The sequence below is a fragment of the Kitasatospora sp. NPDC096147 genome, assembly GCF_044763225.1.
Classification (GTDB): Bacteria; Actinomycetota; Actinomycetes; order Streptomycetales; family Streptomycetaceae; genus Kitasatospora.
The window spans coordinates 411,791-435,749 of record NZ_JBIWFX010000005.1 but is presented as its reverse complement, the minus strand read 5'-3'; the positions used below and the strand labels follow the sequence as shown (position 1 = coordinate 435,749).

General features: G+C 74.3%; 19 protein-coding genes. 9 read left to right on the top strand and 10 right to left on the bottom strand.

Annotated elements, in window-relative coordinates:
* Positions 1 to 104: 104 nt before the first annotated feature.
* Positions 105 to 2,324 (top strand): MMPL family transporter, encoded by a 2,220-nt coding sequence (locus ACIRBX_RS19635; RefSeq protein ID WP_402298268.1) that lies wholly within the window; start codon positions 105 to 107, stop codon positions 2,322 to 2,324.
* A gap of 7 nt (positions 2,325 to 2,331) precedes the next feature.
* On the opposite strand, the gene ACIRBX_RS19630 is transcribed toward ACIRBX_RS19635, so the two are convergent.
* Positions 2,332 to 2,481 (bottom strand): hypothetical protein, encoded by a 150-nt coding sequence (locus ACIRBX_RS19630; protein WP_402298266.1) that lies wholly within the window; start codon positions 2,479 to 2,481, stop codon positions 2,332 to 2,334.
* Between the two features lie 126 nt (positions 2,482 to 2,607).
* On the opposite strand from ACIRBX_RS19630, the gene coaE reads away from it, so the two are divergent.
* The 5 genes from coaE to ACIRBX_RS19605 all read left to right on the top strand — a co-directional run bounded on the left by coaE (position 2,608) and on the right by ACIRBX_RS19605 (position 7,082).
* On the top strand, positions 2,608 to 3,201 hold the full coding sequence (coaE, locus tag ACIRBX_RS19625; protein WP_402298264.1) for a dephospho-CoA kinase: 594 nt from the start codon (positions 2,608 to 2,610) through the stop codon (positions 3,199 to 3,201).
* Between the two features lie 171 nt (positions 3,202 to 3,372).
* Positions 3,373 to 4,365, top strand: a complete 993-nt coding sequence (locus tag ACIRBX_RS19620) for a hypothetical protein (protein WP_402298262.1) — start codon at positions 3,373 to 3,375, stop codon at positions 4,363 to 4,365.
* Positions 4,366 to 4,449: 84 nt separating this feature from the next.
* The gene (locus tag ACIRBX_RS19615; RefSeq protein ID WP_402298261.1) at positions 4,450 to 5,544 is read left to right on the top strand and encodes a saccharopine dehydrogenase; all 1,095 of its coding nucleotides are present in this window, start codon (positions 4,450 to 4,452) and stop codon (positions 5,542 to 5,544) included.
* A complete protein-coding gene (locus ACIRBX_RS19610; protein WP_402298260.1) occupies positions 5,541 to 6,173 on the top strand; it encodes a TetR/AcrR family transcriptional regulator in 633 nt (210 codons plus the stop codon). The genes ACIRBX_RS19615 and ACIRBX_RS19610 overlap by 4 nt, the downstream gene beginning before the upstream one ends.
* Positions 6,174 to 6,377: 204 nt before the next feature.
* Positions 6,378 to 7,082, top strand: a complete 705-nt coding sequence (locus ACIRBX_RS19605; RefSeq protein WP_402298258.1) for a hypothetical protein — start codon at positions 6,378 to 6,380, stop codon at positions 7,080 to 7,082.
* Between the two features lie 48 nt (positions 7,083 to 7,130).
* On the opposite strand, the gene ACIRBX_RS19600 is transcribed toward ACIRBX_RS19605, so the two are convergent.
* From ACIRBX_RS19600 to soxR, 5 genes are all read right to left on the bottom strand, one after another.
* Positions 7,131 to 7,535 (bottom strand): hypothetical protein, encoded by a 405-nt coding sequence (locus tag ACIRBX_RS19600; protein WP_402298256.1) that lies wholly within the window; start codon positions 7,533 to 7,535, stop codon positions 7,131 to 7,133.
* Positions 7,532 to 9,922, bottom strand: coding sequence for a hypothetical protein (locus ACIRBX_RS19595; RefSeq protein ID WP_402298255.1), 2,391 nt, complete (start codon positions 9,920 to 9,922; stop codon positions 7,532 to 7,534). The genes ACIRBX_RS19600 and ACIRBX_RS19595 overlap by 4 nt, the downstream gene beginning before the upstream one ends.
* Positions 9,922 to 12,228, bottom strand: coding sequence for a hypothetical protein (locus ACIRBX_RS19590; RefSeq protein WP_402298253.1), 2,307 nt, complete (start codon positions 12,226 to 12,228; stop codon positions 9,922 to 9,924). Before ACIRBX_RS19590 ends, ACIRBX_RS19595 begins: the two co-directional genes overlap by 1 nt.
* Positions 12,229 to 12,347: 119 nt before the next feature.
* Positions 12,348 to 13,202: an SAM-dependent methyltransferase gene (locus tag ACIRBX_RS19585; RefSeq protein ID WP_402298251.1), complete on the bottom strand. Its 855-nt coding sequence runs from the start codon at positions 13,200 to 13,202 to the stop codon at positions 12,348 to 12,350.
* Positions 13,203 to 13,277: 75 nt separating this feature from the next.
* A complete protein-coding gene (soxR, locus tag ACIRBX_RS19580; RefSeq protein ID WP_402298249.1) occupies positions 13,278 to 13,766 on the bottom strand; it encodes a redox-sensitive transcriptional activator SoxR in 489 nt (162 codons plus the stop codon).
* Between the two features lie 116 nt (positions 13,767 to 13,882).
* Between soxR and ACIRBX_RS19575 the strand changes: the two genes are divergently transcribed.
* Positions 13,883 to 14,587 carry a transketolase gene (locus ACIRBX_RS19575; RefSeq protein WP_402298247.1) on the top strand — a complete coding sequence of 235 codons (705 nt, stop codon included), beginning with the start codon at positions 13,883 to 13,885 and terminating at the stop codon, positions 14,585 to 14,587.
* 43 nt (positions 14,588 to 14,630) lie between these two features.
* The gene (locus ACIRBX_RS19570) at positions 14,631 to 15,518 is read left to right on the top strand and encodes a transketolase family protein (protein WP_402298428.1); all 888 of its coding nucleotides are present in this window, start codon (positions 14,631 to 14,633) and stop codon (positions 15,516 to 15,518) included.
* Here ACIRBX_RS19570 and treZ read toward each other — a convergent pair whose 3' ends face one another.
* From treZ to ACIRBX_RS19555, 3 genes are all read right to left on the bottom strand, one after another.
* The gene (gene treZ / locus ACIRBX_RS19565; RefSeq protein ID WP_402298245.1) at positions 15,519 to 17,243 is read right to left on the bottom strand and encodes a malto-oligosyltrehalose trehalohydrolase; all 1,725 of its coding nucleotides are present in this window, start codon (positions 17,241 to 17,243) and stop codon (positions 15,519 to 15,521) included.
* A 28-nt stretch (positions 17,244 to 17,271) separates the two neighbouring features.
* Positions 17,272 to 20,046 carry an alpha-amylase family glycosyl hydrolase gene (locus tag ACIRBX_RS19560; RefSeq protein WP_402298244.1) on the bottom strand — a complete coding sequence of 925 codons (2,775 nt, stop codon included), beginning with the start codon at positions 20,044 to 20,046 and terminating at the stop codon, positions 17,272 to 17,274.
* Positions 20,047 to 20,127: 81 nt separating this feature from the next.
* On the bottom strand, positions 20,128 to 20,718 hold the full coding sequence (locus tag ACIRBX_RS19555) for a TetR/AcrR family transcriptional regulator (protein WP_402298242.1): 591 nt from the start codon (positions 20,716 to 20,718) through the stop codon (positions 20,128 to 20,130).
* A gap of 141 nt (positions 20,719 to 20,859) precedes the next feature.
* Between ACIRBX_RS19555 and ACIRBX_RS19550 the strand changes: the two genes are divergently transcribed.
* On the top strand, positions 20,860 to 21,687 hold the full coding sequence (locus tag ACIRBX_RS19550; RefSeq protein WP_402298241.1) for an SDR family NAD(P)-dependent oxidoreductase: 828 nt from the start codon (positions 20,860 to 20,862) through the stop codon (positions 21,685 to 21,687).
* 12 nt (positions 21,688 to 21,699) lie between these two features.
* Here the strand turns inward: ACIRBX_RS19550 and glgX are convergent, their stop codons facing one another.
* Complete coding sequence (gene glgX, locus ACIRBX_RS19545; protein ID WP_402298240.1) at positions 21,700 to 23,817, bottom strand: glycogen debranching protein GlgX; 2,118 nt, start codon at positions 23,815 to 23,817, stop codon at positions 21,700 to 21,702.
* Between the last annotated feature and the right edge of the window lie 142 nt (positions 23,818 to 23,959).

Genomic DNA, 23,959 nt, shown 5'->3' with positions numbered 1-23,959 from the left:
GGCGGGGGGTTCGTTCGTGTGAGATGGAACTCCGTTCCGCGGTATAGGGAATCGGGTGGTTTACACCTAGCTTGGTGGGGAACCGCCCGAAAGGTCTACGCACCATGCGCACCACCCTCACTGCGGCACCCCCCTCCCGGCAGCCCGTCGACCAGCAGGTCGGCGGACGGCTCGCGGCCCTCGGCCGGTTCTGCTTCCAGCGGCGGCGCTGGGTGGTCGGTCTCTGGGTGGTGGTCCTCGCGCTCGGTGTGCTGATCGGCGGGAAGGTCTTCGAGGGCACCGTCTCGGCCACCGACGCCAAGGGTTCGGAGTCGGCGGCGGGCGCGGCCGTGCTGGCGGCGGCCGATCCCTCCCGGGGGACCGTCACCGCCGTGGTGGACGGGGCCCGGGTGAGCGATCCGGCGGTGAAGTCGGCGGTCACGGACGTGACCTCGGCCGTCGCCAAGCTGCCGGGAGTGATCGCGGTGGCCGACACCTACGCGGCCGACGGGGGGCTCAACTCCACTGACGGGACTGCCTCCTTGGTCTCCGTCCGGATGTCCGACGGGTCCACCGACGCGCAGTTCAAGGCGGTCGCCTCGGCGCTGAAGGGGATCGACGCACCGGGTGCGAAGGTCACCGTCGGCGGGGACCTGGTGACCCAGGCCGAGGTGGTCGCGCAGACCCAGGCGGACACCCGTTTCGGTGAGATCGTCACGCTGCCGTTGACGCTGCTGGTGATGGTGCTGGTCTTCGGCGGCTTCGCCGCTGCCAGCCTGCCGGTGATCGGGGCGGTCGCCTCGGTGGGCGGGGCGCTGCTGGCCATGTTCGGGTTCAGCCGGCTGATGGACATCGACACCAGCGTGCTGCCGATCGCCACCGTGCTCGGCCTCGGACTCTCCATCGACTACGCCCTCCTGATGGTCAACCGCTTCCGTGAGGAGCGCGGCCACGGGGCGGCGATCGCCGCCGCCGTGGAGCGGACGGCGGCCACCGCCGGACGGACCGTCATGTTCTCCGGCCTGACCGTGGCCGTGGCGCTCTCCGGCCTCTTCGTCTTCACCAGCCCGGTCTTCCGGGCCGTCGCGGTGGCCGGGGTGAGCGTGGTGGTGATCGCCGTCGCGGCGGCGCTCACCCTGATACCCGCGCTGCTCGGCTTCGTCGGGCACAGGGTCAAGACCCCCACCGGACCGGTGCCGGACGAGGGCTTCTTCACCCGGACGGTGCGGCGGGTGCAGCGCCGGGCGGTGCCGGTGGTGCTGATCTGCGTCGCGCTGCTGATGGCGGCCGGCGCCCCCTTCCTCGGCTCGGACTGGCGCAGCTCCGGGGCCGCCGTGCTGCCCTCCTCCTCGGCCGGCCGTCAGGTGGCCGAGACGATCGAGCAGCGCTTCCCGGCGCTGGCGCCCGCGCCGGTCACGGTGGTGGTCGAGGCGGACCGGGCGGCTGCCCAGCACTACGCCGATCAGGTGGTCTCCAAGCTCCCGGACGTGGCCGGGGTGCGGGCGGTGACGGCCGTCTCGCCGGGGGTCAGCACCGTGGAGGTGCTGGTGCACGGCGATCCGCAGGGCGCCGAGGCCAAGCGGGTGGTCGGTGAACTCCGCGAGCAGCGGGATGGGTTGACCACCCACGTGACCGGTGATGCGGCCTCGGTGGTGGACTTCCAGCACGAGATCGCCTCCCGGGGCCCCTGGGCGCTCGGCCTGGTGGCACTCGGCACCCTGGTCCTGCTGTTCCTGATGACCGGTTCGGTGGTGGTGCCGGTCAAGGCCCTGCTGATGAACGTCCTCTCGCTGGGGGCCTCGCTCGGTGCGCTGACCCTGGTCTTCCAGCACGGCTACTTCAGCGGCCTGCTCGGCTTCACGCCGACGGGCGGGCTGGAGACCTTCATACCCGTGCTGGTCTTCGCCTTCGCCTTCGGACTCTCGATGGACTACGAGGTCTTCCTGCTGGCCCGGATCAAGGAGCTCCGGGACCAGGGCCACAGCTGCTCGCGCGCGGTGGAGCTCGGACTCCAGCGCAGTGGGAAGATCATCACCTCGGCGGCCCTGCTGATGGTGATCGTCTTCGCGGGCTTCGCGGCCGGGCAGATGCTGATGGTCAAGGAGATGGGGATCGCGCTCGCGGTGGCCGTGGCGGTGGACGCCACGCTGGTGCGGTGCCTGCTGGTGCCGGCCGCGATGACGCTGTTCGGCGAGTTCAACTGGTGGGCGCCGGCGCCGTTGCGGCGGCTGCACCGGCGGTTCGGGCTGACCGAGCACGTCGCGCTGCCGCCGCTGCCGCAGGTGGTGCTGCCGGCCCAGGCGCCGCCGGTGGCTGAGGAGAAGGTGCCGGCCCCGGTCGCCTGAGGCGGGGTCAGCGCAGCACGCAGGAGTTGCCGAAGTCGCCGTTCAGGGCGGAGAGGCCGCCGAGTGCGTCGCAGGCGGCGGCTGGGCCGGCGGTGAGCAGCAGGCCGCCGACGGTGGTGGCGAGCAGCAGGACGAGCCGGGTGCGGGTGAGCTTCATGAGGGTTCCTTGCTCGGTGGGGCTTGGTTCGTACGGAGCTTCCTGCTCAACGCCGGTGCGGCGGCGAGGGCATGGCGCCTCACCCGGGCGGACGAGCGTACGCCGGGAGGCGGTAGCCTGGCGCGCATGCTGAGGATCGGACTGACCGGTGGTATCGGGGCGGGCAAGAGCGAGGTGTCCCGGCAGCTGGCCGCGCTCGGGGCGGTGATCGTCGACTCGGACCTGATCGCCCGTGAGGTGGTGGAGCCCGGGACCGACGGGCTGCGGGCGGTGGTGGCGGAGTTCGGCGAGGGCGTGCTGCGGGCGGACGGCTCGCTGGACCGGCCGGCGCTGGGGGCGCTGGTGTTCGCGGACCCGGAGCGGCTGGCCGCGTTGAACGCGATCGTGCACCCGCTGGTGCGCGCGCGGTCGGCGGAGCTGGAGTCGGCGGCCGGGGAGGAGGACGTGGTGGTGCACGACGTCCCGCTGCTGGCGGAGAACGGGCTGGCGCCGCTGTACGACCTGGTGGTCGTGGTGGACGCCGGGGACGAGGTGCGGCTGGACCGGCTGGTGCGGCTGCGCGGGATGGGCGCCGAGGAGGCCCGGGCCCGGATGGCGGCCCAGGCGACCCGGGAGGAGCGGCTGGCGGTGGCCGATCTGGTGATCGACAACGGTGGCACGCTGGCCGAACTCGCCCCGCAGGTACGGAAGGTGTGGGAGGAACTGCGCGAGCGGCACTGAGTGCCGGAGGCATCCGGGTGGTGCGGTGTGGTGCGGTGTGGTGCGGTGCGGTTGGTGCGGTGCGGGCGGGAGGTATTCCGAGCGGTGTGGCGGGGCGTTCGGCTAGGGTCTCGGTGATCTTGTCGAACGTCTGATCGTGCCCGTGCGGGCCACCGGGGGAGTCCCAGCACCATGACCGAGTACCAGCCGTCCTCCGACGTGCCGCCCGCCGCCGACCCCTGGGCGCCGCCCGCAGCCGTGCGGCCGTCCCGGAGTCGGGGCGCCTGGTGGATCGCGGGCGTGGTGGCGGCGGTGCTGGCGGCCGGGGGCGGGCTGACCGCGGTGGTGTTGGCGGCCACGGACGGCGGGCTCGTCGAGAGCATCGAGACGGTCGCGGGCCGCCCCGCGCTGGCGCCCGGGGACTGCTACCTGGTGGACCGCCGCTCGGACCGGGTGGATTCGGAGCTGCTCACCGGGCTGACCGAGATCCCGTGCGGCAAGGCCCACAACGGCGAGGTGGCCGGCACCGTCCGGCTGGCCGATCTGCCGGGTGGGGAGCCGACCGGCCGCCAGATCCGGCACGCCGCGGTGCTGGCCTGCGCTCCGCACTGGGACGCCTACGCGCCGGACGGCTGGGCGCTCCCCAAGCACGTGGGCGAGAACCACCTCTACCCGACGCCCCGTCAGTGGGCGCTCGGCGTGCGGGAGGTGACCTGCGTCTTCGACGCCGGGCACCTGACCTCCACCGGCTCGGTGCGGGTCGCGCCCGGCACCCTGAACGCGGCGCAGCTCGCCTACCTGGGCGCGGTCAACCCGTACAACCGCGCCATCGGGGAGTGCCCGGTCTACGACGACGACTACACGGACGCCGAACTGCGGGACTGGGCAGGGAAGATGGCCGAGGTCTCGGAGCAGGAGGCGAAGGGGCTGCGGGCGGTGGAGCTGCCCGAGGCGGCCAAGGGGCCGATGGGGCGCTTGCTGGCCGCCAAGGACGAGGAGACCGCCGCCTGGCGGTCCGCCGCCGCGCTGACCGACCCGGACGAGCTCGCCGACCGGGCGGCGGAGCTCGCGGAGGCGACGGACGGCTGGATGTACGCGGGGCGGGTGCGCAAGGCGCTGGGGCTGGCCGACGGCGCCTCCGGCGCTTCGGTGGGGACGCCACCGGGACCGGGCACCCAGGTCTGAGCCGGAGGGCTGCGGCCCCGGCCGGGAGACCGGCCGGGGCCTTCTTCGGTCGGCTTTTTAGGTCGAGTGACCTATATTGGGCTCATGACACTGGATCAGCTCTCCCACGACCCGTCCGGCCCGGTCCTGCTGCTCGGCGGCTACGGCACCGTCGGCGCCGAACTCGCCCGGGCCGCCGCCCCGTTCTGGCCGCTGATGTTGGCCGGCCGCACCCCGTCGCGGGCGGCGGAGCTCTGCCGGGAGACCGGGGCCGTGGCCCGGCGCTGGGACCTCGCCGACCCGGAGCCGTTCGCGGCCGGGGTGCGGGCGGTGGTGGCGCTGGTCAACGACCCGGCCGACCGGGCGCTTGAGGCGGCGCTGCGCGGCGGGGTGCCCTACGTGGACGTGACGCGGTGGACCGCGCGGCTCCAACGGGCCGTCGCCCGGGTCTCGTTGGAGAACGGCGCGGGTGCTGCGGCGCCGGTGCTGCTGTCCTCCGGATGGATGGGCGGGGTGGTGCCGCTGGTGGCCGCCGCGCTCGCGGAGCGGCTGGGCGGGCTGGAGTCGCTGGACACCGCGATCCGCTACGACCTGGCGGACCGGGCCGGGGCCGATTCGGTGGAGTTCATGGACCGGCTCGGCCTCGCCTACGAGGTGACGGAGGGCGGGCTGAGCCGGGCAGTGACCCCGCTGACCGCAGCACGGACGGTGGACGTGGGCGGGGAGCGCACCCGGGTGGCGCGGATCGACACCCCCGAGCAGTTCAGCCTCCCGCTCACCCTGGGGGCGTCCAGCGTGACGACCCGGATCGGCTTCAGCAGTGTGGGGGCGACGCGGGCGCTGATCGGCCTCGGCCGGGTCGGCTTCTTCCGCTGGGCCTCCGGCGAGCGCTGGCAGCCCGCCCGGCGCAAGCTGCTGTACGCGCCCGGCGAGGGCGGGACGGCACGGCTGCGGCTGGATGCGAGCGGGCCGCGCGGGCGGGCGAGCTGGACCGTCACCGATCCGGCCGGGCAGGCCCATCTCACGGCGGTGGGAGCGCTGTTGGGCCTGCGGCGGGTGCTCGGGGAGGACGGTGCGCCCGCTCCGGCGGGCCTGGTCTTCCCCGAGCAGCACCCGCGGGCGGGCGAGGTGGTCGGCGCGCTGGCCGACCTCGGCGTGGCGGTCGAGGCGACCGGTGGCGCGGGCGAGGTGGCGGCGTGAGCACGGCGAAGGGGAGCGCGCGGCGGACGGCGATCCTGGACGCGGCGGAGCGGACCCTGGTGACGAGTGGCCACGGCGCCCTGTCGCTGCGCGCGGTGGCGGAGGCGGCCGGCGTGCGGCTGGGGCACCTGCAGTACTACTTCCCCAGCCGGGAACGCCTGGTGGCCGAGCTGCTGGCCCGGGTGCTGCACCGGTCGTTGGAGCAGCTGGGCGCGGAGGCGACGGCGCCCGGGGCCGATCCGGAGCGGCTGGTGGAGGTGGTGCTCGCGCAGCAGCAGGACGCCGAACTGGTGCGGCTGTTCGTGGAGTTGTGGGCGCTGGCGGCCGGGGACGAGGCGGTGGCGGAAGCGGTCAGGGCGTTCTACGCGGACTACGCACGGCTGGTGGCCGGGCAGATCGGCGGCTACCGGCCGGAGCTGCCGTTCGCGGAGTGCCTGGCGCGGGCCGAGTCCTTCATCGCCCTGGTGGAGGGGGCTTCGCTGTTCCGCTCGGGGGTGGCTGGGCGGGTGTCGGAGGCGACGGACCGCCATCTGGTGCGGATGGCGCGGGCCCTGCTGACGGCTGACGGGGCCGGAGGGGGCTGTGCACTGTGTACCCGGGAGGTGCCGGCTGCGGTCCCGGCGGACTGAGCCGGGAGTCGGGTCCGGCCGAGGACCGCGTCGCTCTCCCGGTGCGGTGGGGCCACCGTCCCGACCTCGTCCGGTGGGGCGAATGCCCGGCGTTGGGCGGATATCCACCCCGCGGATACGTCCGGGCACTTGTGTGCGGGGCGGGGGGCGTGGAGACTGCCGGGCAATCGTTCGAGGTGCTCGGTGGAGGGGAGGGTGGGGCGGATGGCCGTGCGTCGGTACTGGTACGTGCTCGCGCTGTTCGGGGTGCTGATCGGCTGTTCGCTGCCGCTGTACCGGGTGCGGGTGGCGGGGTGTCGGCAGGTGGTGCCGGACGGGTTCTGTGCCGGGGTCGCGTTCCGGGCGCCCGGAGGGCTGCTGGGACCGCACGAGTTGGCCCGGCCCGGGTGGTTGGCGGTGTACTGGGCGGTGGCCGGGCTGCTGGCCTGCTGGCTGGTGCTGCGCCGGTACCGGCGGGCCGGGCGGCCGGTGCGGGTGCTGCCGGCGGTGGTCGGGATGGTGCTGGCCGGCGGGGCGGCGGCGGTGCTCACGGTGATCGGCTGGCAGGGCATCCGGCACCCGTCGGCCTGGGCCGCCTCGGCGCACCTGCTGGTCTTCAACGGGGCCACCCCGCTGCTGGTCGGGGCGGTCGCGCTGCTGCTGCTCGCGGTGGGGGAGCGGAGCTGGGTGCTGCTGCTCTTCGCGCTGGGCTTCGCCGCGATCGGGTACGGCTGCGCCACCTACGATCCGCTGTACCTGGCCGAGCGGCTCGGCTGGGTGGTCGAACTGCCGGAGGGGATGGTGGAGTTCCGGCCGGCCGTGCATCTGGCCATCCCGGCGGTGGTGCTGTTGCTGGGGGCGCTGGCGGCCGGGCTGACCGGGCGGTTCACCCGGGGCACGGGCGGCCGGCACGCCCGCGAGGAGGAGTGAGGCGGCGGCCCGCGCCCCCGGAGGGGTGCGGGCCGCCGTGACGGCGGGTCAGCCCAGGACGACGGTCGAGAGCTCGGCGACCGCCGTGGCGAGCGGGACGATCGGCACGGCGATGGCGGCGAGGCGGTCCAGGGCCCGGCGCAGCACGCCCGGCTGGGGCTCGGCCTCGTCCAGCTCCTCCCGGAGGCGGCGCAGCTCCACCTGCGGGGCGTCCGGGTCGGGCAGTTCGGCGGCGTGGGCGGTGAGCAACTGCTGGATCGTGGTGAGCAGTTGCTCGATCCGCTCGGCGGATCCGGCCGGGGCTGCGGACTGGAAGGCGATCTGGTGCGCGACGGCGCGGGCGTTCGGCCCGATGGCCTGGTTGCCGACCTGGCTGTGGCCGCCGGACTGCTGCACGCCGTAGTTGGCGTTGGCGTTGGCGTTGGCGTGGAGGTCGGGGTCGGGGTGGGTCAACTCGTGCTCCTCGGCTGCTTCTCGAAGGTCGGGGGCGGGGCAGGGGCGGCGGGCGGGACGGGGCCCGCGTGGGCGGCGGCGCCGGGCCCGATCGCCTGGTTGCCGACCTGGCTGATGCCGCCCTGCTGGATCACGCCGAAGTTCACCAGGCTGTGCTGTTGGGCGGTGAGCGGGTGGGTGTCCACGCCGTGCTCCTCCAGGAAGTCCCGGATCGCGGTCAGCGCGTGCTGGTACAGGGCGAAGCCGGCCTGGATGCCGTCGCTCTTCTGGTAGTAGTTCTGGTAGACCGGGTTGGTGGCGCTCTCCCGGATGCTGATGTGCGCCCCGTGGTCGAAGCCCGGGTCGTACGCCAGCGCGAGCAGGCCGCGGCCCCGTCGGTCCCGGTGCCGGGAGTCGTACCCGGCCGCGTCCAGGAAGGCACCCGGTGCCCGGCGCACGGCGGTGTACGCCCCGGCCAGGGCGGTCAGCCGGAGGGTGTCCAGGTGCTGCGGCGAGGGCGTCCGGGTGAGCAGGTCCAGCTCGTGGTAGCCGGACCGGACCGGGGGCAGGATGCGCAGGGCCGGGTCGATGTGCAGGGCCCCGCCGGTGACGGTGAGGCGGAGGAAGAGACTGGGCACCACGTCGTCGCCCCAGAGCGGCAGGTGGGCGAGCAGGTGGTGCCGGGCCACCCCGTCCGGGTCGAGGGCGATCTCCCGCACCGTCTCCTCGGGCAGCTCGGCGACGGGGGCGAGCCGGTCGGGCCGGAGCAGCCGGGGGTCCTCGACGGCCACCGTGCCGTGGACCGCGATCCGGTGCTCCAGCCGCAGGTCGGTCAGATCGGTGGTGGCGTCCGCCGGGGGCTCGGCGGCGTGCCGGGCGGAGGTCTCGCGGAGCCGCTCGTGCACCGCGCTGATGATCTCCCAGTTGTCGAACTCCCGGATCGGAGCGGACGGTTGGCCGGGCATCCGGTGCTCCGGGCGGAGCGGGACGACCAGCGGGGGGACGGCGGAGATCTCCGTACCGTGGCCGAGGTACGGCAGATAGGTGCTGTGCACGATGACGTTCCCGCGCTGCGCCTCGGCGATGGCGGCCAGCCGTGCGCCGGTCCAGGCCGGGCCGAGCGGTTCGACCGGGGCGTCCGGGGAGTACGCCTCGCGGCGGAGCTGGCCGCGCAGGCGGGCGTCCACGTCCTGGAGGTGACGGAAGGTCAGCCGGTGGGCGGCGGCGAGCGTGCCGAGCAGGACCAGGACGGAGGGGAGGCCGGCCAGGTAGGCGCCGGTCAGCCAGGCCAGTACGCCGGCGGGGGCGAGCACGGCGTTCAGGTACAGGGCGGCGGACACCAGGAGCGCCGCCATCAGCACGCTGACCAGCAGGCTCCGCACGGCGTGCGGAGGGACGCCCTCGTGCCGGCCGCGGTCCGGGCGGGTCGAGTACCGCCAGCGGGCGGCCCCGACCGGCCGGGTCGACCGGATCGACCTGGCGGTGCCGGAGAACAGGCCCAGCAGCAGGGCGGCGATCAGCAGCCAGAGCGGGCTGACCAGCAGCAGGCCGAGGGGGAGCAGGGCCAGCGCGCCGTCCCGCCGTCGGCGCAGCACCTGGGCGGCCAGGGCGTGCCGGGCCACCGCCACCAGGTCCACTCCGGGGGAGGTGGCGACCGCCCCGAGGTCGTCCGCCACGAGGTGCTCGGTGACCTGCCGGGCGAAGACCGGGTCGGTGTAGGTGGCAGCGCTCAAGTACCGGGTGACGTCGCCGGGTTCGCTGCCCAGCGGCACACCGGCGGAGGTCGGGACGGTCATCTGGGCGCTCCGATCGAGGGGCCGGCCGCCACGGCGTGCGGTGTCGGCGGTGGGCGCGGCAGGCACGGTGGACGCGGTGGGCAGCGGAGGGTTGGCGAAGCCGGTCAGCGTCAGGGCCAGGGCGAGCCCGAGGAGCAGGCCGAAGCCGGCCAGCCGGGGGACGCTCGGCTCCCACCCGACGGCGGACCGGCCGCGGTCGCTGAGCACCAGCAGGCGGGTGCCCGAGTCGGCCAGCGTGGTGCAGAGGGCGGCCAGCAGGCCGGTGCCGAGGCAGCCGCCCAGCAGCCGGCCCCGGCCGGCCCCGAACGGCACCAGCCGGGGGGTGAGCAGGAACAGTGCCGCGAGCAGGACGACGGCGGCGACCGCGTTGCTCCACCGGAAGACGGATTCGCCCACCAGCAGGTAGGAGTCGGGCAGTTCGTAGCCGGTGCTCCAGGCCAGGTAGGGGAGTTCGCTCAGCAGCCAGTCCGGCACCGCCTGGTCGGTGTACAGCCCGGCCGACCACTCCTGGACCCAGGGCGAGCCGAGGGTGACGAGGACCGCCGCCAGGCCGTAGAGCCGGTGCCGGAGCGGGCGCCGGACGGCCCGGCGGAGGCCGGGGTCGGCGGCCATCAGCCCCGGGCCTGCGGCGCGGGGGCGGGTGCGGGTACGGTCTGGGCGGTGGAGTTCGGGCCGACGGCCTGGTTGCCCACCACGCTGACGCCGCCCTGCTGGATCACCCCGTAGTTGAGGATGGTCTGCTGCTGGGTGCTGAACAGCGTGGTGTCCACGCCGTGGTCGTCCAGGAAGTCCCGGATGGCGGCCAGTGCGTGCCGGTAGAGGGTGGCCAACGCCCGGTCGGCGTCCACCTCCTGGAAGTAGTTCTGGTACTCCGGCCCGCTGGCCAGCTCGCGGACGCTGAACCGGGCGCCGTGGTCGAAGGTCGGGTCCTGCTTGATGGCGGTCAGCTCGTGCTTGAGCCGCTTGGCACGCCGCTTCTGGTAGCGGGCCTGGGCGGCCGCGGCGCCGGGGGCCCGGACCACCGTGCCGAAGGTCTCCGCCAGGGCCTCGAACCGGAGCACGCCCCGCCGGGCGGCGGTGAGCCGGGCCGGCAGCAGGTCGACGGAGTGGTAGCGGGCGTGCACCGGTTGGAGCAGGTGCGCTTCGGCCTGGATGTAGAGGGTCTTGCCGTTGGTGGACAGGTGCAGGAAGGTGCTGGCCACCACGTCGCCACCCCAGAGCGGCAGGTGGGCGGCCAGGTAGTGCCGGGCCACGCCGTCCGGGTGGAGCGCGATCTGCCGGACCGTCTCCCGGTCGAGTGCGGTGGGCGGTGTGTACCCGGCGGTCGGCAGCAGGCGCGGATCACCGTCCAGGGCTGCGCCGTTGGCGAAGACCCGGCTCTCCAGCAGCAGGCCCGTGAGGTTGGTCTCGGCCGCGTCCGGCGGGGTGGCGGAGTGCCGGACGGAGGTCTCCCGGAGCCGGTCGCGGATCGCGGTCATCGCCTCCCAGGCGTCGAACTCCTCCACCTCGGCGGCGGGTCGGGCGCCCGGTTGGTGGGCGGCCAGGATCGGGACGGCGAGCTGCCAGTTGTTGTACGCCTCGGCGAAGCCGACGAACGGCCGGTAGCCGCTGTAGACGGTGAGGTTGCCCCGCTGGGCGTCGGCGATGGTGGTGAGCCGGTCCCGCATCCAGCCCGGCCACTCGGCCTCGGCCGGCCCGGAGGGCTGCTCGGGGTCGAAGACCTCGCGGCGCAGCCGGTCACGCAGCAGCGCGTCGACGGCTCGGTGGTGATGGAGGATCAGCAGGTAGGCGGCCACCACGGCGGCCAACATGACCAGTTGGGCGGGCCACCCGCCGGCGTAGGTGCCACAGAACCAGGCCCAGAAGCCCTGCGGTTCGATCGGTGCCAGCGGCATCAGCGCCACTACCGACGCCAGGTAGGCGGCCGGCCCGGCGGCGGCCAGCTTCCACCAGGCCGAGGCCGGGACGCCGGGGCTGCGGCCCCGGTCCGGCCGGTCGGCGCCGGCCTTCCGGCCGGCCAGGCCGAACACCGCGAGGACCGCCAGGGCGGGCAGCAGCCAGTACGGTCCGGTGAGCACGATCGCGCCGAGCACCACGCAGAGCGCCAGGTCGCGCTGCTGGCGCAGGGCCCGGGCAGCCAGGGCGTGCCGGGCGACCGGCACGAGGTCGAGCCCGGGGGAGGTGGCCACGGCGCCGAAGTCGTCGGAGACCAGGTCCTCGGTGACCCGCCGGGCGAAGGCCGGGTCGGTGTAGGCGGCCGCGCTCAGGTACCTGGTCACGTCGCCCGGGACGCTGCCGAGCGGGGTGGCGGCGGTGGTCTTCGGGTCCTCGGCCATGGCGGTGCTCCGTTCTGGCGTACGGGCGGGCCGCCGGGCGGTCCGGTCGGCGTCCGGGACGAGGTACTGGGCGGCGCCGAACCGTTGCAGCAGCAGGGCCAGCACCAGTCCGAGCAGTACACCGAACCCGGCGGTCGCCGGCAGCGACTGGGGGAGGCCGTAGGTGGCGTGCCGCAGGTCCCCGGTGACGGCGAACATCGCGACCAGGGTGACCAGTTGGTCGAGCAGGGCGGCCAGCACGCCGACGCCCACGGCGCCGGCCGCCACCCGCCACCGGCCGCGCCCCAGGGGCAGCAGCCGGGGTGGCAGCAGGACCAGGGCGGCCAGCAGGACGCCGGTGCCGGCGATGCCGACCGTGCGGCGCCCGGTGTCGTCCAGCACCTGGTAGGTGAGGTCGGCGAAGTTCTCCGTCCACCAGGCGGGGAAGTGCAGCTGCCACTGGAGCCACTGGGTGAAGCCGGTCTCCGGGTCCCAGTCGTGCAGCGCCTCCTGGCCCGTGGCACTGCCCAGCACGGCCAGCACGGCGACCAGCAGGTACAGCCGCGGCCGTAACAACTTCCCCCGGGCGCCGTTCGGTTCCATCCGCCCCCCAGTGCGTCAGGTGGGCAGAACTCTACGTTTCCGAACGGCGCCTGTCAGGACAACGGACCACGCGTGGCAGGGCGAGCGGTGGTACGGGTGGCGGGGGAGCGTGGTGCGGGTCAGGGCTTGCGGGCCACGCCCGCCCAGATCGCGGTCTCGGCGTCGGTCGCCTGGGGGGCCTCGTCCGGGCGCCAGTTGGGGGCGGTGACCACTCCGGGCTCCAGCAGCTCCAGGCCGTCGAAGAAGCCGAGCACCTGCTCCCTGCTGCGCATGGTCAGCTGAGCGGAGGCAGCCCGGTAGACGGCCGGGCCCTTGGCCGCCTGGTCGGGGGCGGAGAAGTCGCCGGTGGCGTGCGAGACGGCCAGGAAGCTGCCGGAGGGCAGGGCGTCCAGCAGGGTGCGGACGATGCCCTTCGGGTCGTCGGAGTCGTCGATGAAGTGCAGCACCGCGAAGAGCAGCAGGCCGACCGGCTGGTCGAAGTCGATCACCTTGCGGACGTCCGGGTCGTCCAGGATGGCGGCCGGGTCGCGCAGGTCGGCCTGGACGACGGTGGCGTTGCCGGTGCCGGCCGCGGCCAGCAGGGCACGGCTGTGCACCAGCACGATCGGGTCGTTGTCCAGGTAGGCGACCTTGGCGTCGGGGTGCACCTGCTGGGCGATCTCGTGGGTGTTGCCTGCGGTGGGGATGCCGGTGCCGATGTCCAGGAACTGTCGGATGCCGTGCTCGGAGGCCAGCTCGCGCACCGCGCGCTGGAGGAACGCCCGGTTGGCCTGGGCGCTGATCCGCACCAGCGGGCCGAGGGCCAGCACCTTCTCGGCGGCCTCCCGGTCGGCCGGGAAGTTGTCCTTGCCGCCCAGGTAGTAGTCGTACATCCGGGCCGGGTGCGGGATCTCGGGGCGCAGGTCGGTGGGCGGCCGCAGGTTCTCCTGGTCGGTCGACATCCAGTCCAGCGAGACGTCCTGATGGTCGGTCATGTCGGTTCTCCCCCGTGGCTGTTCGAGACGGCCGTGTGCCGTGGTGCCGGGCTTCGCGAGAGCAGCATAGATGGCTCAGGGGGCTTCGGGGGCCTGCTCCGCGCCTCGGGACGGATCGGTGGTGAGCAGGTAGCGGGCACCGGGGCCGGTGGCGGCGGCGCGGTCGCCGGCGTTGTAGAGCGCGCAGCGGGAGAGCGAGAGGCAGCCGCAGCCGATGCAGCCGGTGAGCTTCTGCTTGAGGCGCTCCAGCTCGGCGATCTGCTCGTCGATCCGGGACTGCCAGGACTCGGCGACCCGGCTCCACTCGCCGGCGTTCGGGGCGCGCTCGGCGGGCAGCCGGTCCAGCGCGGTGCGGGCCTCGTCCAGCGAGAGGCCGACGCGCTGGGCGGCCCGGACGAAGGCGACCCGGCGCAGGGTGGCGCGGGCGTAGCGGCGCTGGCCGCCGGCCGTGCGTTCGGCGTGGATCAGGCCGAGCTTCTCGTAGTAGCGCAGCGCCGAGGTGGCCAGCCCGCTGCGGGCGGCGAGTTCGCCGATGGTGAGGAGGTCGTGCCGGGAGAGCGCCATGGGCGGAACACTAACGGTCCGCCGGGAGCCGCTCGGGGACGGCTGTCGAGCGGGCTGCGGCGTGGGCCGAGGTGTGGGCTTGACTTGAAGTCGGCTTCAACTTGCAGGCTGTGCCCATGACCTCCGCAGCGATCACCAAGCAGCAGTACGGCCACCGGGACCTGGCCCCGCTGATGGCCCTGATGACCGGCGCCGAGAAGCACGGCCCGGCCGCCACCTCGACCCTGGACGTGCTCTGGGTGCTCTACGACCGGGTGCTCCGGGTCTCCCCGGAGACCGCCGAAGACCCCGAGCGGGACCGCTTCCTGCTCTCCAAGGGCCACGGCCCGATGGCCTACTACGCGGTGCTGGCCGCCAAGGGCTTCCTCGACCCGGAGGTGCTGCGCAGCTTCGGCGCCTACGACTCCCCGCTCGGCCACCACCCCGACCGGCTGCTGGTGCCCGGTGCCGAGATCGGCTCCGGCTCGCTCGGCCACGGCCTGCCGCTGGCGGTCGGCACCGCGCTCGGCCTGCGGGCCCAGGGGCTGACCGACCCGGCGGTCTGGGTGCTGGTCGGCGACGCCGAGTTCGACGAGGGGAGCAACCACGAGGCGGTGGCCTTCGCCGGCGCGGCCGGTCTCGACCGGCTGCACACCGTGGTGATCGACAACTCCTCGGCCACTCACGGCTGGCGGGGCGGCCTGGCCTCCCGATTCGAGGCCGAGGGCTGGTCGGCGGTCACCGTGGACGGCCGGGACCACGAGGCGCTGTACCGGGCGTTCACCGCCCCGCACGACGGCCGGCCGCACGCGGTGGTCGCCCGGGTCGAGCCGAAGAACTGACAGCAGGGACAAGGGGAGAGAGACCGTGGAGACCACCGAGACCATGCGTGACCGCTTCATCGGCATCACCGGTGAACTGCTGGACCAGGACCCGAGGCTGGCCGTCGTGCTGGCCGACATCAGCGCCGCCAGCCTGGAGGCGGAGGCCGCCCGGCACCCGGACCGGGTGGTGAACGTCGGGATCCGGGAGCAGCTGCTGATCGGCGTGACGGGCGGCCTGGCGCTGACCGGGCTGCGCCCGATCGCCCACACCTTCGCCAGCTTCCTGGTCGAACGGCCCTTCGAGCAGGTCAAGTTGGACCTCGGCCACCAGGGCGTCGGCGCGGTGCTGGTCAGCGCGGCCGGCTCCTACGACTGGCCGGCCGGCGGCCGGACCCACATGGCCCCCGGGGACGTCGCCCTGCTGGACACCCTGCCGGGCTGGACGGTGCACGTGCCGGGGCACCCGGACGAGGCGGAGCGGCTGCTGCGGCACGCGGCGGCGGACGGCGACGAGAAGGTGTACGTCCGGCTGTCCGTGCACCAGAACGCCGAGGCCCGGCCGGTGGAGCCGGGACGCTTCCTGACGGTGCGGCAGGGGCGGCGCGGCGTGGTGCTGGCGGTCGGGCCGATGCTTGACGCGGTGCTGGCGGCCACCGAGGGCACGGACGTGACGGTGCTGTACGCGGCCACCGTGCGGCCCTTCGACGGGGCGGCGCTACGGGCCGCAGTCGGGGACGGACCGGCCGAGGTGGTGCTGGTGGAGCCGTACCTGGCGGGCACCTCGGTGGGCGAGGTGAACGCGGCACTGGCCGAACTGCCGCACCGGGTCCTGGGGTTGGGCGTGCCGAAGGAGGAGCACCGGCAGTACGGGACGATCCCGGAGCACCTGGCGGCGTACGGGCTGGACGTGGCGGGGCTGCGAGGGCGGATCACCGCGTTCCTACGCTGATCAGTCGATCTCCAGCAGGGCGGTGGAGTCCGGGCCGAGCAGCAGGCCGTCCGGGGTCTGCTCGGCGCTGCCGAAGACGGCGACCGGGGTGCCCGGGGGGACCGGGAGGTACTGCTCGGCGGGTGCGAGGTTGACCGCGAGGCGGTGCGGGCCGCGGTGCACCACCAGCCAGCGGGCGTGCTCGTCGAAATCCACCCGGACGGCGCCTAGGTCGGGGTCGGTGAGGGTGGGGTGAGTGCGCCGCAGGCGGATCAACCGGCGGTACCAGTCCAGCAGTTGGGCGTGCCCCGGGGCGGCGGGCTCGGTCCAGTCCAGGGTGGAGACCAGCACGGTGGCGGGGGCCTGCGGGTCGGGCACCGCCTCCGGGGCCCAGCCGTGCGAGGTGAACTCCCGGCGGCGGCCCTGCCGGACGGCCTCGGCCAGCTCCGGGTCCGGGTGGCTGGTGAAGTACTGCCACGGGGTGGCGGCGCCCCACTCCTCGCCCATGAAGAGCATCGGGGTGAACGGCGAGGTGAGCAGCAGCGCCGCCCCGGCCGCCAGCCGCCCGGGGGAGAGGGTGGCGGAGAGCCGGTCGCCGAGTGCCCGGTTCCCGATCTGGTCGTGGGTCTGGGTGTAGCCGAGCAGCCGGTGCCCGTAGGCGGCGGGGAACGGGCGGCCGTGGCTGCGCTCCCGGAAGGAGGACCAACTCCCGTCGTGGAAGAAGCCCTTGGTGAGCGTCTTGGCCACGGCGGCCAGCGGTGCGGCGGCGAAGTCGCCGTAGTAGGCCTGGGACTCGCCGGTCAGCGCGGCGTGCAGGGCGTGGTGGAAGTCGTCGCTCCACTGCGCGGTCAGGCCCAGGCCGCCGGCCTGCCGGGGGTTGGTGGTGCGCGGGTCGTTCAGGTCCGACTCGGCGACCAGGAACAGCGGACGGCCGGTGGCCGCCGCCAACTTCTCCACCTCGACGGCGAGTTCCTCCAGGAACGGGTACGCTCGGTCGTCGGCCAGTGCGTGCACCGCGTCCAGCCGCAGCCCGTCGATCCGGTAGTCCCGCAGCCAGGCCAGCGCGCTGCCGGTGAGGAAGGCACGGACCTCGTCGGAGCCCGGCGCGTCCAGGTTCACCGCCGCGCCCCAGGGGGTGTGGTGCCGGTCGGTGAAGTACGGACCGAAGGCGGGCAGGTAGTTCCCGGACGGGCCCAGGTGGTTGTGCACCACGTCGAGGATCACCCCGATCCCCTTGCGGTGCGCCGCGTCCACGAAGCGCTTCAACCCCTCCGGGCCGCCGTAGGGCTCGTGCACCGCCCAGAGCGAGACCCCGTCGTAGCCCCAGCCGTGCCGGCCGGGGAACGGGCAGACCGGGAGCAACTCCACGAAGTCCACCCCGAGTTCGACCAGGTGGTCGAGGCGCTCGGCGGCCGAGGCGAAGGTGCCGCCGGGGGTGAAGGTGCCCACGTGCAGCTCGTACACCACGGCCCCCGGCAGCGCCCGGCCCTGCCACGGGGTGTCGGACCAGTGGAAGGCGGCGTGGTCGACGGGCCGGCTCAGGCCGTCCGGCCCGTGCGGCTGGCGGGGCGAGCGCGGGTCGGGCAGCGCCCGGCCGCCGTCGAGGCGGAAGCCGTAGTCGCCCTCCGGCGCCTCGGCCCGCCACCAGCCGGGGCGGCCCGGCCAGGGCGTCATCGGGTGGTCGGTGCCGTCGACTTCGAGCTCGACCAGGGACGCCGCCGGCGCCCATACCTGGTAGTGCGTCACCGGGTGCTCCCTCGTGCTCGGGTCGGGCTCAAGTCTGGACCAGCAGGGCGACGGGCAGGGCGGCGAACAGCTCCGCCGCCGGTACTCGGCCGCCTTCGAAGCGACGTTGCGTCAGCTCCTCGCGCCAGTGCCCGGCCGGCAGCTCCAGGGCGGTGGAGCGCCAACCGCCGCCCCGCTCCAGCCCGTACGGGAGCCGGGTGACGGCGGTGACGGTGTGCTCGCCCCGGGCGAAGGCCAGCAGGTGGCCGGCGGCCGGCCCGGTGGCGGTGAGCGGCCGGTACGGGCCGGGCTCGGGCGTCTCTTGGCGCAGGTGCAGGGCGGTGGCGGTGAGGTGCAGCTTCTCCCGGGCCGGGTCGTCCGGGCGCGGCGCGGCGGAGTCGGTGAGGCGGACGGCGAGCGCGGAGAGGTCGACGGGTGCGCGGTTGTCCGGGTCGACCAGGGTGTGCAGCGGCTCCTCGCTGCCCTGGTAGAGGTCGGGCACGCCGGGGCCGGTGAGGTGCAGCAGGGCGGCGGCCAGCGAGTTGCTCCTGGCGTAGGGCGCGATGGAGCCGACGAAGCCCTCGATCCGGGGGTGCAGCGCGGGGTCGGCGAGGGCGGCCCGGGCGTAGGCCAGCACGGCCTGCTCGTACTCCTCGTCGGGGTCGGTCCAGGAGGTGCGGCGCTTGGCCTCGCGGACGGACTTGAGCAGGGTCGCGCCGAGCCGCTCGGGGGTGATCGGCCAGGCGGCGACCAGGGTCTGCCAGAGCAGCCAGGCGGTCGGCCGGTCCGGGCAGGGCCCGGCGGCGGTGGTCCAGGCGGCGCACTCGGCGGCCCAGCGCTCCGGCAGCTCGGCGAGCACGGTGAGGCGGGCCCGGGCATCGGCGCTGCGCTTGGTGTCGTGGGTGGAGAGCGCCGTCATGGAGTGCGGCCACTCCTCGGCCAGCGCGCCGTACCAGGCGTGGAACCGGGCCGGGCTCAGACCGGGGTGGGTGGGGCTGCCGCCGACCTCGTTCAGGCTGAGCAGCGCGTTGAAGCGGTAGAAGGCGGTGTCCTCGACACCCTTGGCGGCCACGGCGGCGGCGGTCTGCCCGAGCCGGGCGGCGAACTCGTCCTTGGCCGGACTGCTGCCCAGCTCACCGAGGGCCAGACCGCGGACCAGCCCGGCGGCGCCGCTCAGTCGCTCCGGCACCCCGGCCAGTGCGGTGGTCACCCCCGCGACGGCCTCCGGCGGGGCGGGCTCGCCGGGGACGACGTAGGGGCGGTAGACCGGATAGGCCGTCAGCAGCTCGGCCAGTACCTCCCGGACGGCCCAGGCGGGGTGGTCGGCGAGGCCGGGCTCGGCGGCGCAGATCCGGCCGACCAGGCGGACCAGCCGGCCCAGCTCGGCGGACAACTCGCCGTCAGGGGTGAGGAGTTCGGCCCGGCCGTGGCGGATTTCGGCCGCCATGTCGTCGGTGCCGGGCCGCGCGCTGCCGGACTCGTCGGTGCCGGGCCGGGGGAGGGGTGGGCGCCCGACACCGCCGGAGTGGGTGGAGCCGCCTGCGGCGGGCTCGCCGGCCGGGGCGCCGGCCGGCCGGTCGTCGGTGCCGGGTCGCGCGGCCGGGGCTCCGGTGGGCGGGGCGGACGGGTCGGGCGCAGCGGGTGCCCCTGCCGTCCGGTCGCCGTCCTGGAGACGTGCGGGGGACGGGGTGCCGCCCCCGTCCGGTCCCGGTGGCCGCGCCGAGTGCGACTCGGACCGGAGCGGGGCGGCGGGTGCTGCGGCGTCCCCGTGCCAGGGGGCCCCGGTCGGCCGGGCGGGCTCGAACCGGGCGGGGGTGTGCGGGGGCCGGGCCGGAGCCGGGGCGGCGCAGTCCGCGCGGTAGGCGGTGACGAGGCGTTCGGCGCCGAGGGGGTCGGTGAGGACGCCGTCGATGCGGCGCAGGGCGTCGTAGCCGGTGGTGCCGGCGCAGGGCCAGTCGGCGGGCAGGAGCTCGTCGCCGGTGAGGATCTTCTCGACCACGGTGTACGCGCCGCCGGTGGCCTCGGCCAGTCGCCGGAGGTAGCCGCGCGGGTCGGCCAGCCCGTCCGGGTGGTCGATCCGGAAGCCGTCCAGCACGCCCTCGGCGTGCAGCCGGAGCAGGGTGCGGTGGGTGGCCTCGAAGACCTCGGGCACCTCGACCCGGACCGCGATCAGCTGATTGACCGTGAAGAACCGGCGGTAGTTCAGCTCGCTGTCGGCCACCCGCCACCAGGCCGGCCGGTACCACTGGTGCCGCACCAACTCGGCGAGCGGCAGGTGCCCGGTGCCGGGCCGGATCGGCAGCGCGTGCTCGTGGTAGCGCAGCACCGGGCCGTCCACCGTCAGCTGGTCGAGCACCTCGCCGAGCCGTCCGCCGAGGACCGGCAGCAGCACCCGCCCGCGCTCCGGCGCGTCGGCCGGGCCGGTCTGGGCCGCCCAGTCGATGTCGAACCAGGCCGCGTACGGGGAGTCGGGGCCGTCCCGGAGCACCTGCCAGAGCGGCTGGTTGAGGTCCTCGGGGACGGGCAGCGCCATGTGGTTGGGCACCACGTCGGCGATCAGCCGCAGCCCGTGCCGCCGGGCCTCGGCGGCCAGCGCGCGCAGCGCCGTCTCGCCGCCGAGCTGCTCGCTGATCCGGGTGTGGTCCACCGTGTCGTAGCCGTGGGTGGAGCCGGGGGCGGCCTCCAGCAGCGGTGACAGGTGCAGGTGCGAGACGCCCAGGGCGGCCAGGTACGGCACCGCCGCGCGGGCGTCGTGCAGGGTGAAGGCGGGCTGGAGCTGGAGGCGGTAGCTGGCGGTGGGCGGGCGCGGCTGCGCTGACGTCATGGGGTTACGGGTACCCCCTGCCGGGCCCGTTATGGCGGTATTGGTGCGAACGGCGTAGCCGTGTCAGGTTGTGACGCGCCGTCAGCCGGCCCCGGGCCGTGGTCCGGCGCCGTGCAGCAGGGTGTCGACGATCCGGGTGGCCAGCGCGTCCGGATCGGGGTCGCCGGCCGTTGGGCCGCCGTGCAGGGCCTCGCCGATCAGGGCGTAGAAGACCCGCCGTACCCACTCCGGATCGGCGTCTGCGGCGAGCGCGCCCTCGTCCCGCATCCGGGTGAGCAGCGCCGTGCAGCGCTCGGCGATCTCCTGGTGCCGCCGGGCGGCCCGCTCGCTGCCCGCCACCGCCGGGCCGAGGGCGAAGCCCCAGGCGCCCTTGATCCGTAGCACGTTGGCGGTGGCCCGGTGCAGGGCGACCAGCGGCGGGGCGGTCTCCGGGTGGCTGTCCTCGATGGCCCGGGCCAGCTTGTCGGCGGCCTCGGTGGCCAGGGCGTCCAGCAGGGCCTGCCGGTTGGCGAAACGGCGGTGCACGGTGATCCGGGTGACCCCGGCCGCCTCGGCGATCTGCTCCATCGAGGCGGCCGGATGCTCCGTCAGCACCCGCTCCGCCGCCGCCAGGATCGCCCGGACGCTGCGCTCGGCGTCGGCCCGCAGCGGTCGTCCCGAGGTCGTGCTCATCCCTGCCTCCCAGGCCGGTCGTGGTCCTCCGAGAGGCTATCGCGGACTTACTGATCCACCACTGTTGCAGCTTTCGAGTTATCGGATACTCTCCTGTATCAGATGACTGAGTGTCAGTTCTCCAGCAGAAGGAGTGTCACCATGCCCGGAACAGCTCTGATCACAGGCGCGTCCTCCGGCCTCGGCGCGGAGTTCGCCGAGCAGCTCGCGGCCCGGGGCCAAGACCTGGTGCTGCTGGCCCGCTCCGCCGACCGGCTGGCCGAGCTGGCCGCCCGGCTCGGCCGGGCCCACGGGGTGCGGGCCGAGGTGCTGGTCCAGGACCTGGCCGAGCCGGACGCCGCCCGCCGGGTCGGGGCCGAACTGGCGGCCCGGGGGCTGGCGGTGGACCTGCTGGTGAACAACGCCGGCTTCGGCACCTGCGGGCGCTTCGAGGAGAACGGGGCCGGGCGGGACCACGACCAGCTGATGGTCAACGTGGTGGCGCTGGTCGGCCTCACCCACGAGGTGCTGCCCGGCATGCTGGCGCGCGGCGCGGGCGCGGTGCTGAACGTGGCCTCCACCGCGGCCTTCCAGCCCACCCCGTACTTCGCCGTCTACGGCGCGTCCAAGACCTTCGTGCTGGACTTCGGCCTCGCCCTGCGCCAGGAGTACCGGCGGCGCGGCATCAAGGTGCTGACGCTCTGTCCGGGCCCGGTGGAGACCGGCTTCTTCGAGGTGATCGGCACCCGGAAGGCGGCCGTCACGGGCTCGTTCGCCCAGCCCGGCCCGGTGGTGCGGGCCGCACTGCGGGCACTGGACCGGGACCGGGCCTACGTCACCCCGGGGCTGTCCAACCTGGTCGCCGCGCACCTCGCACCGCGCCGACCGCGCACCCTGGCCGCGGTGGTCGCCGAGCGGATCTCGCGCGGCGCCCGGGACGCCGAGAAGACGGCGCCGCCCGCCCCGCGCGCGGCGGAGCGGGCGGCGTAGCCGGGGCCCGGGTCAGGCCGGGCGCTGGAGCACCATCAGCGAACGGTCCGTCAGCCAGAGGGTGTCGCCGGCCTTCACCCGGGTGCCGGTGCCGGGCGCCGGCAGGGTGGCCAGCGTGGTGTCCACCACCACCTGCCACTCGTCGCCGTGGTCGGCCGGGACGGTGAACTCCAGCGGCTCGTGGTGGGCGTTGAAGAGCAGCAGGAAGGAGTCGTCCACGATCTTGCCGCCGCGCCGGTCCGGCTCCGAGATGGCGTGCCCGTTCAGGAAGACCGAGAGCGACTTGGCGTAGCAGGTCGACCAGTCCTCCTGGGTCATCTCGTCCCCGGCGGGGGTGAACCAGGCGATGTCGGTCAGGTCGTCGTGGGTGCCGGAGACCGGGCGGCCGTGGAAGAACCGGCGGCGCCGGAAGACCGGGTGGTCGCGCCGGAGCCAGATCATCCCCTGGGTGAACTCCAGCAGCTCCGACTCGGCGCCGGGGCGCTCGGGCCAGTGCACCCAGGAGAGCTCGTTGTCCTGGCAGTAGGCGTTGTTGTTGCCCAGCTGGGTGCGGCCGAACTCGTCGCCGTGCGAGAGCATCGGCACGCCCTGGGAGAGGAACAGCGTGGCGATGAAGTTCCGCTGCTGACGGGCCCTCAGCAGCTCCACCTCCGGGTCCTCGGTCGGGCCCTCGGCGCCGCAGTTCCACGAGCGGTTGAAGGACTCGCCGTCCCGGTTGTCCTCGCCGTTGGCCTGGTTGCGCTTCTCGTTGTAGGAGACCAGGTCCCGCAGGGTGAAGCCGTCGTGGCAGGTGACGAAGTTGATCGAGGCGATCGGGCGGCGCCCGTCGTTCTGGTACAGGTCGGAGGAGCCGGTCAGCCGGGAGCCGAACTCGGCCAGCGTGGCGTTCTCCCCGCGCCAGAGGTCGCGGACGGTGTCCCGGTACATCCCGTTCCACTCGGTCCACAGCGGCGGGAAGTTCCCCACCTGGTAGCCGCCCTCGCCCAGGTCCCAGGGCTCGGCGATCAGCTTGGCCTGGGAGACCACCGGGTCCTGCTGGCAGAGGTCGAAGAACGAGGACAGCCGGTCCACCTCGTGGAACTGCCGGGCCAGGGTGGCCGCCAGGTCGAAGCGGAAGCCGTCCACGTGCATCTCGGTGACCCAGTAGCGCAGCGAGTCCATGATCAGCTGGAGCACGTGCGGGCTGCGCATCAGCAGGCTGTTCCCGGTGCCGGTGGTGTCCTCGTAGAACCGCTGGTCCTTGGCCAGCCGGTAGTACGAGGCGTTGTCCAGGCCCCGGAAGGAGAGCGTCGGGCCGAGGTGGTTCCCCTCCGCCGTGTGGTTGTAGACCACGTCGAGGATCACCTCGATGCCGGCCGCGTGCAGCGCCTTCACCATCGACTTGAACTCCTGCACCTGCTGCCCCCGGTCCCCGCCGGAGGAGTAGGAGGAGTGCGGGGCGAAGAAGCCGATGGTGTTGTAGCCCCAGTAGTTGGAGAGCCCGAGGTCGGTCAGCCGGTGGTCGCGGACGAACTGGTGCACCGGCATCAGCTCGATCGCCGTCACCCCGAGCTTGGCCAGGTGCTCGATCACCGCCGGGTGGCCGATGCCCGCGTAGGTGCCCCGGATCTCGTCCGGGATGCCTGGGTGCAGCCGGGTCAGGCCCTTCACGTGCGCCTCGTAGAGCACCGTGCGGTGGTAGTCGGTGCGCGGCGGGCGGTCGTTCCCCCAGTCGAAGTAGGGGTTGATCACCACGGAGTGCATGGTGTGCGCGGCGGAGTCCAGGTCGTTGCGCCGCTCGGGAGCGCCGAAGTGGTAGCCGTAGACCGACTCGTCCCAGTCGATGTGGCCGCTCATCGCCTTGGCGTACGGGTCCAGCAGCAGCTTGGAGCTGTTGTGCCGCTGGCCGAGCCCGGGGTTGTGCGGGCCGTGCACCCGGAAGCCGTACCGCTGGCCGGGCTGGATCCCGGGCAGGTAGGCGTGCCGGACGAAGGCGTCCGTCTCGCGCAGCTCCACCGACTGCTCGGTGCCGTCCTCGGCGAGCAGACAGAGCTCGATCCGGTCGGCACCCTCGGAGAACACCGCGAAGTTGGTACCGGCCCCGTCGTAGGTGGCGCCGAGGGGGTACGGCTGCCCTGGCCAGACCTGCATGCTGCCTCAACTTCCTTGGGGCATGGCGGAATTGACGCTTCTCTAGCGGATGCCCCGGTCTGGCCGGAGCATGCCACTCATCGTCGTGCCGTGACGAACGGCACAGAACCGATCCTTCCCGGCGCCCCGCTCCCCGGACGAG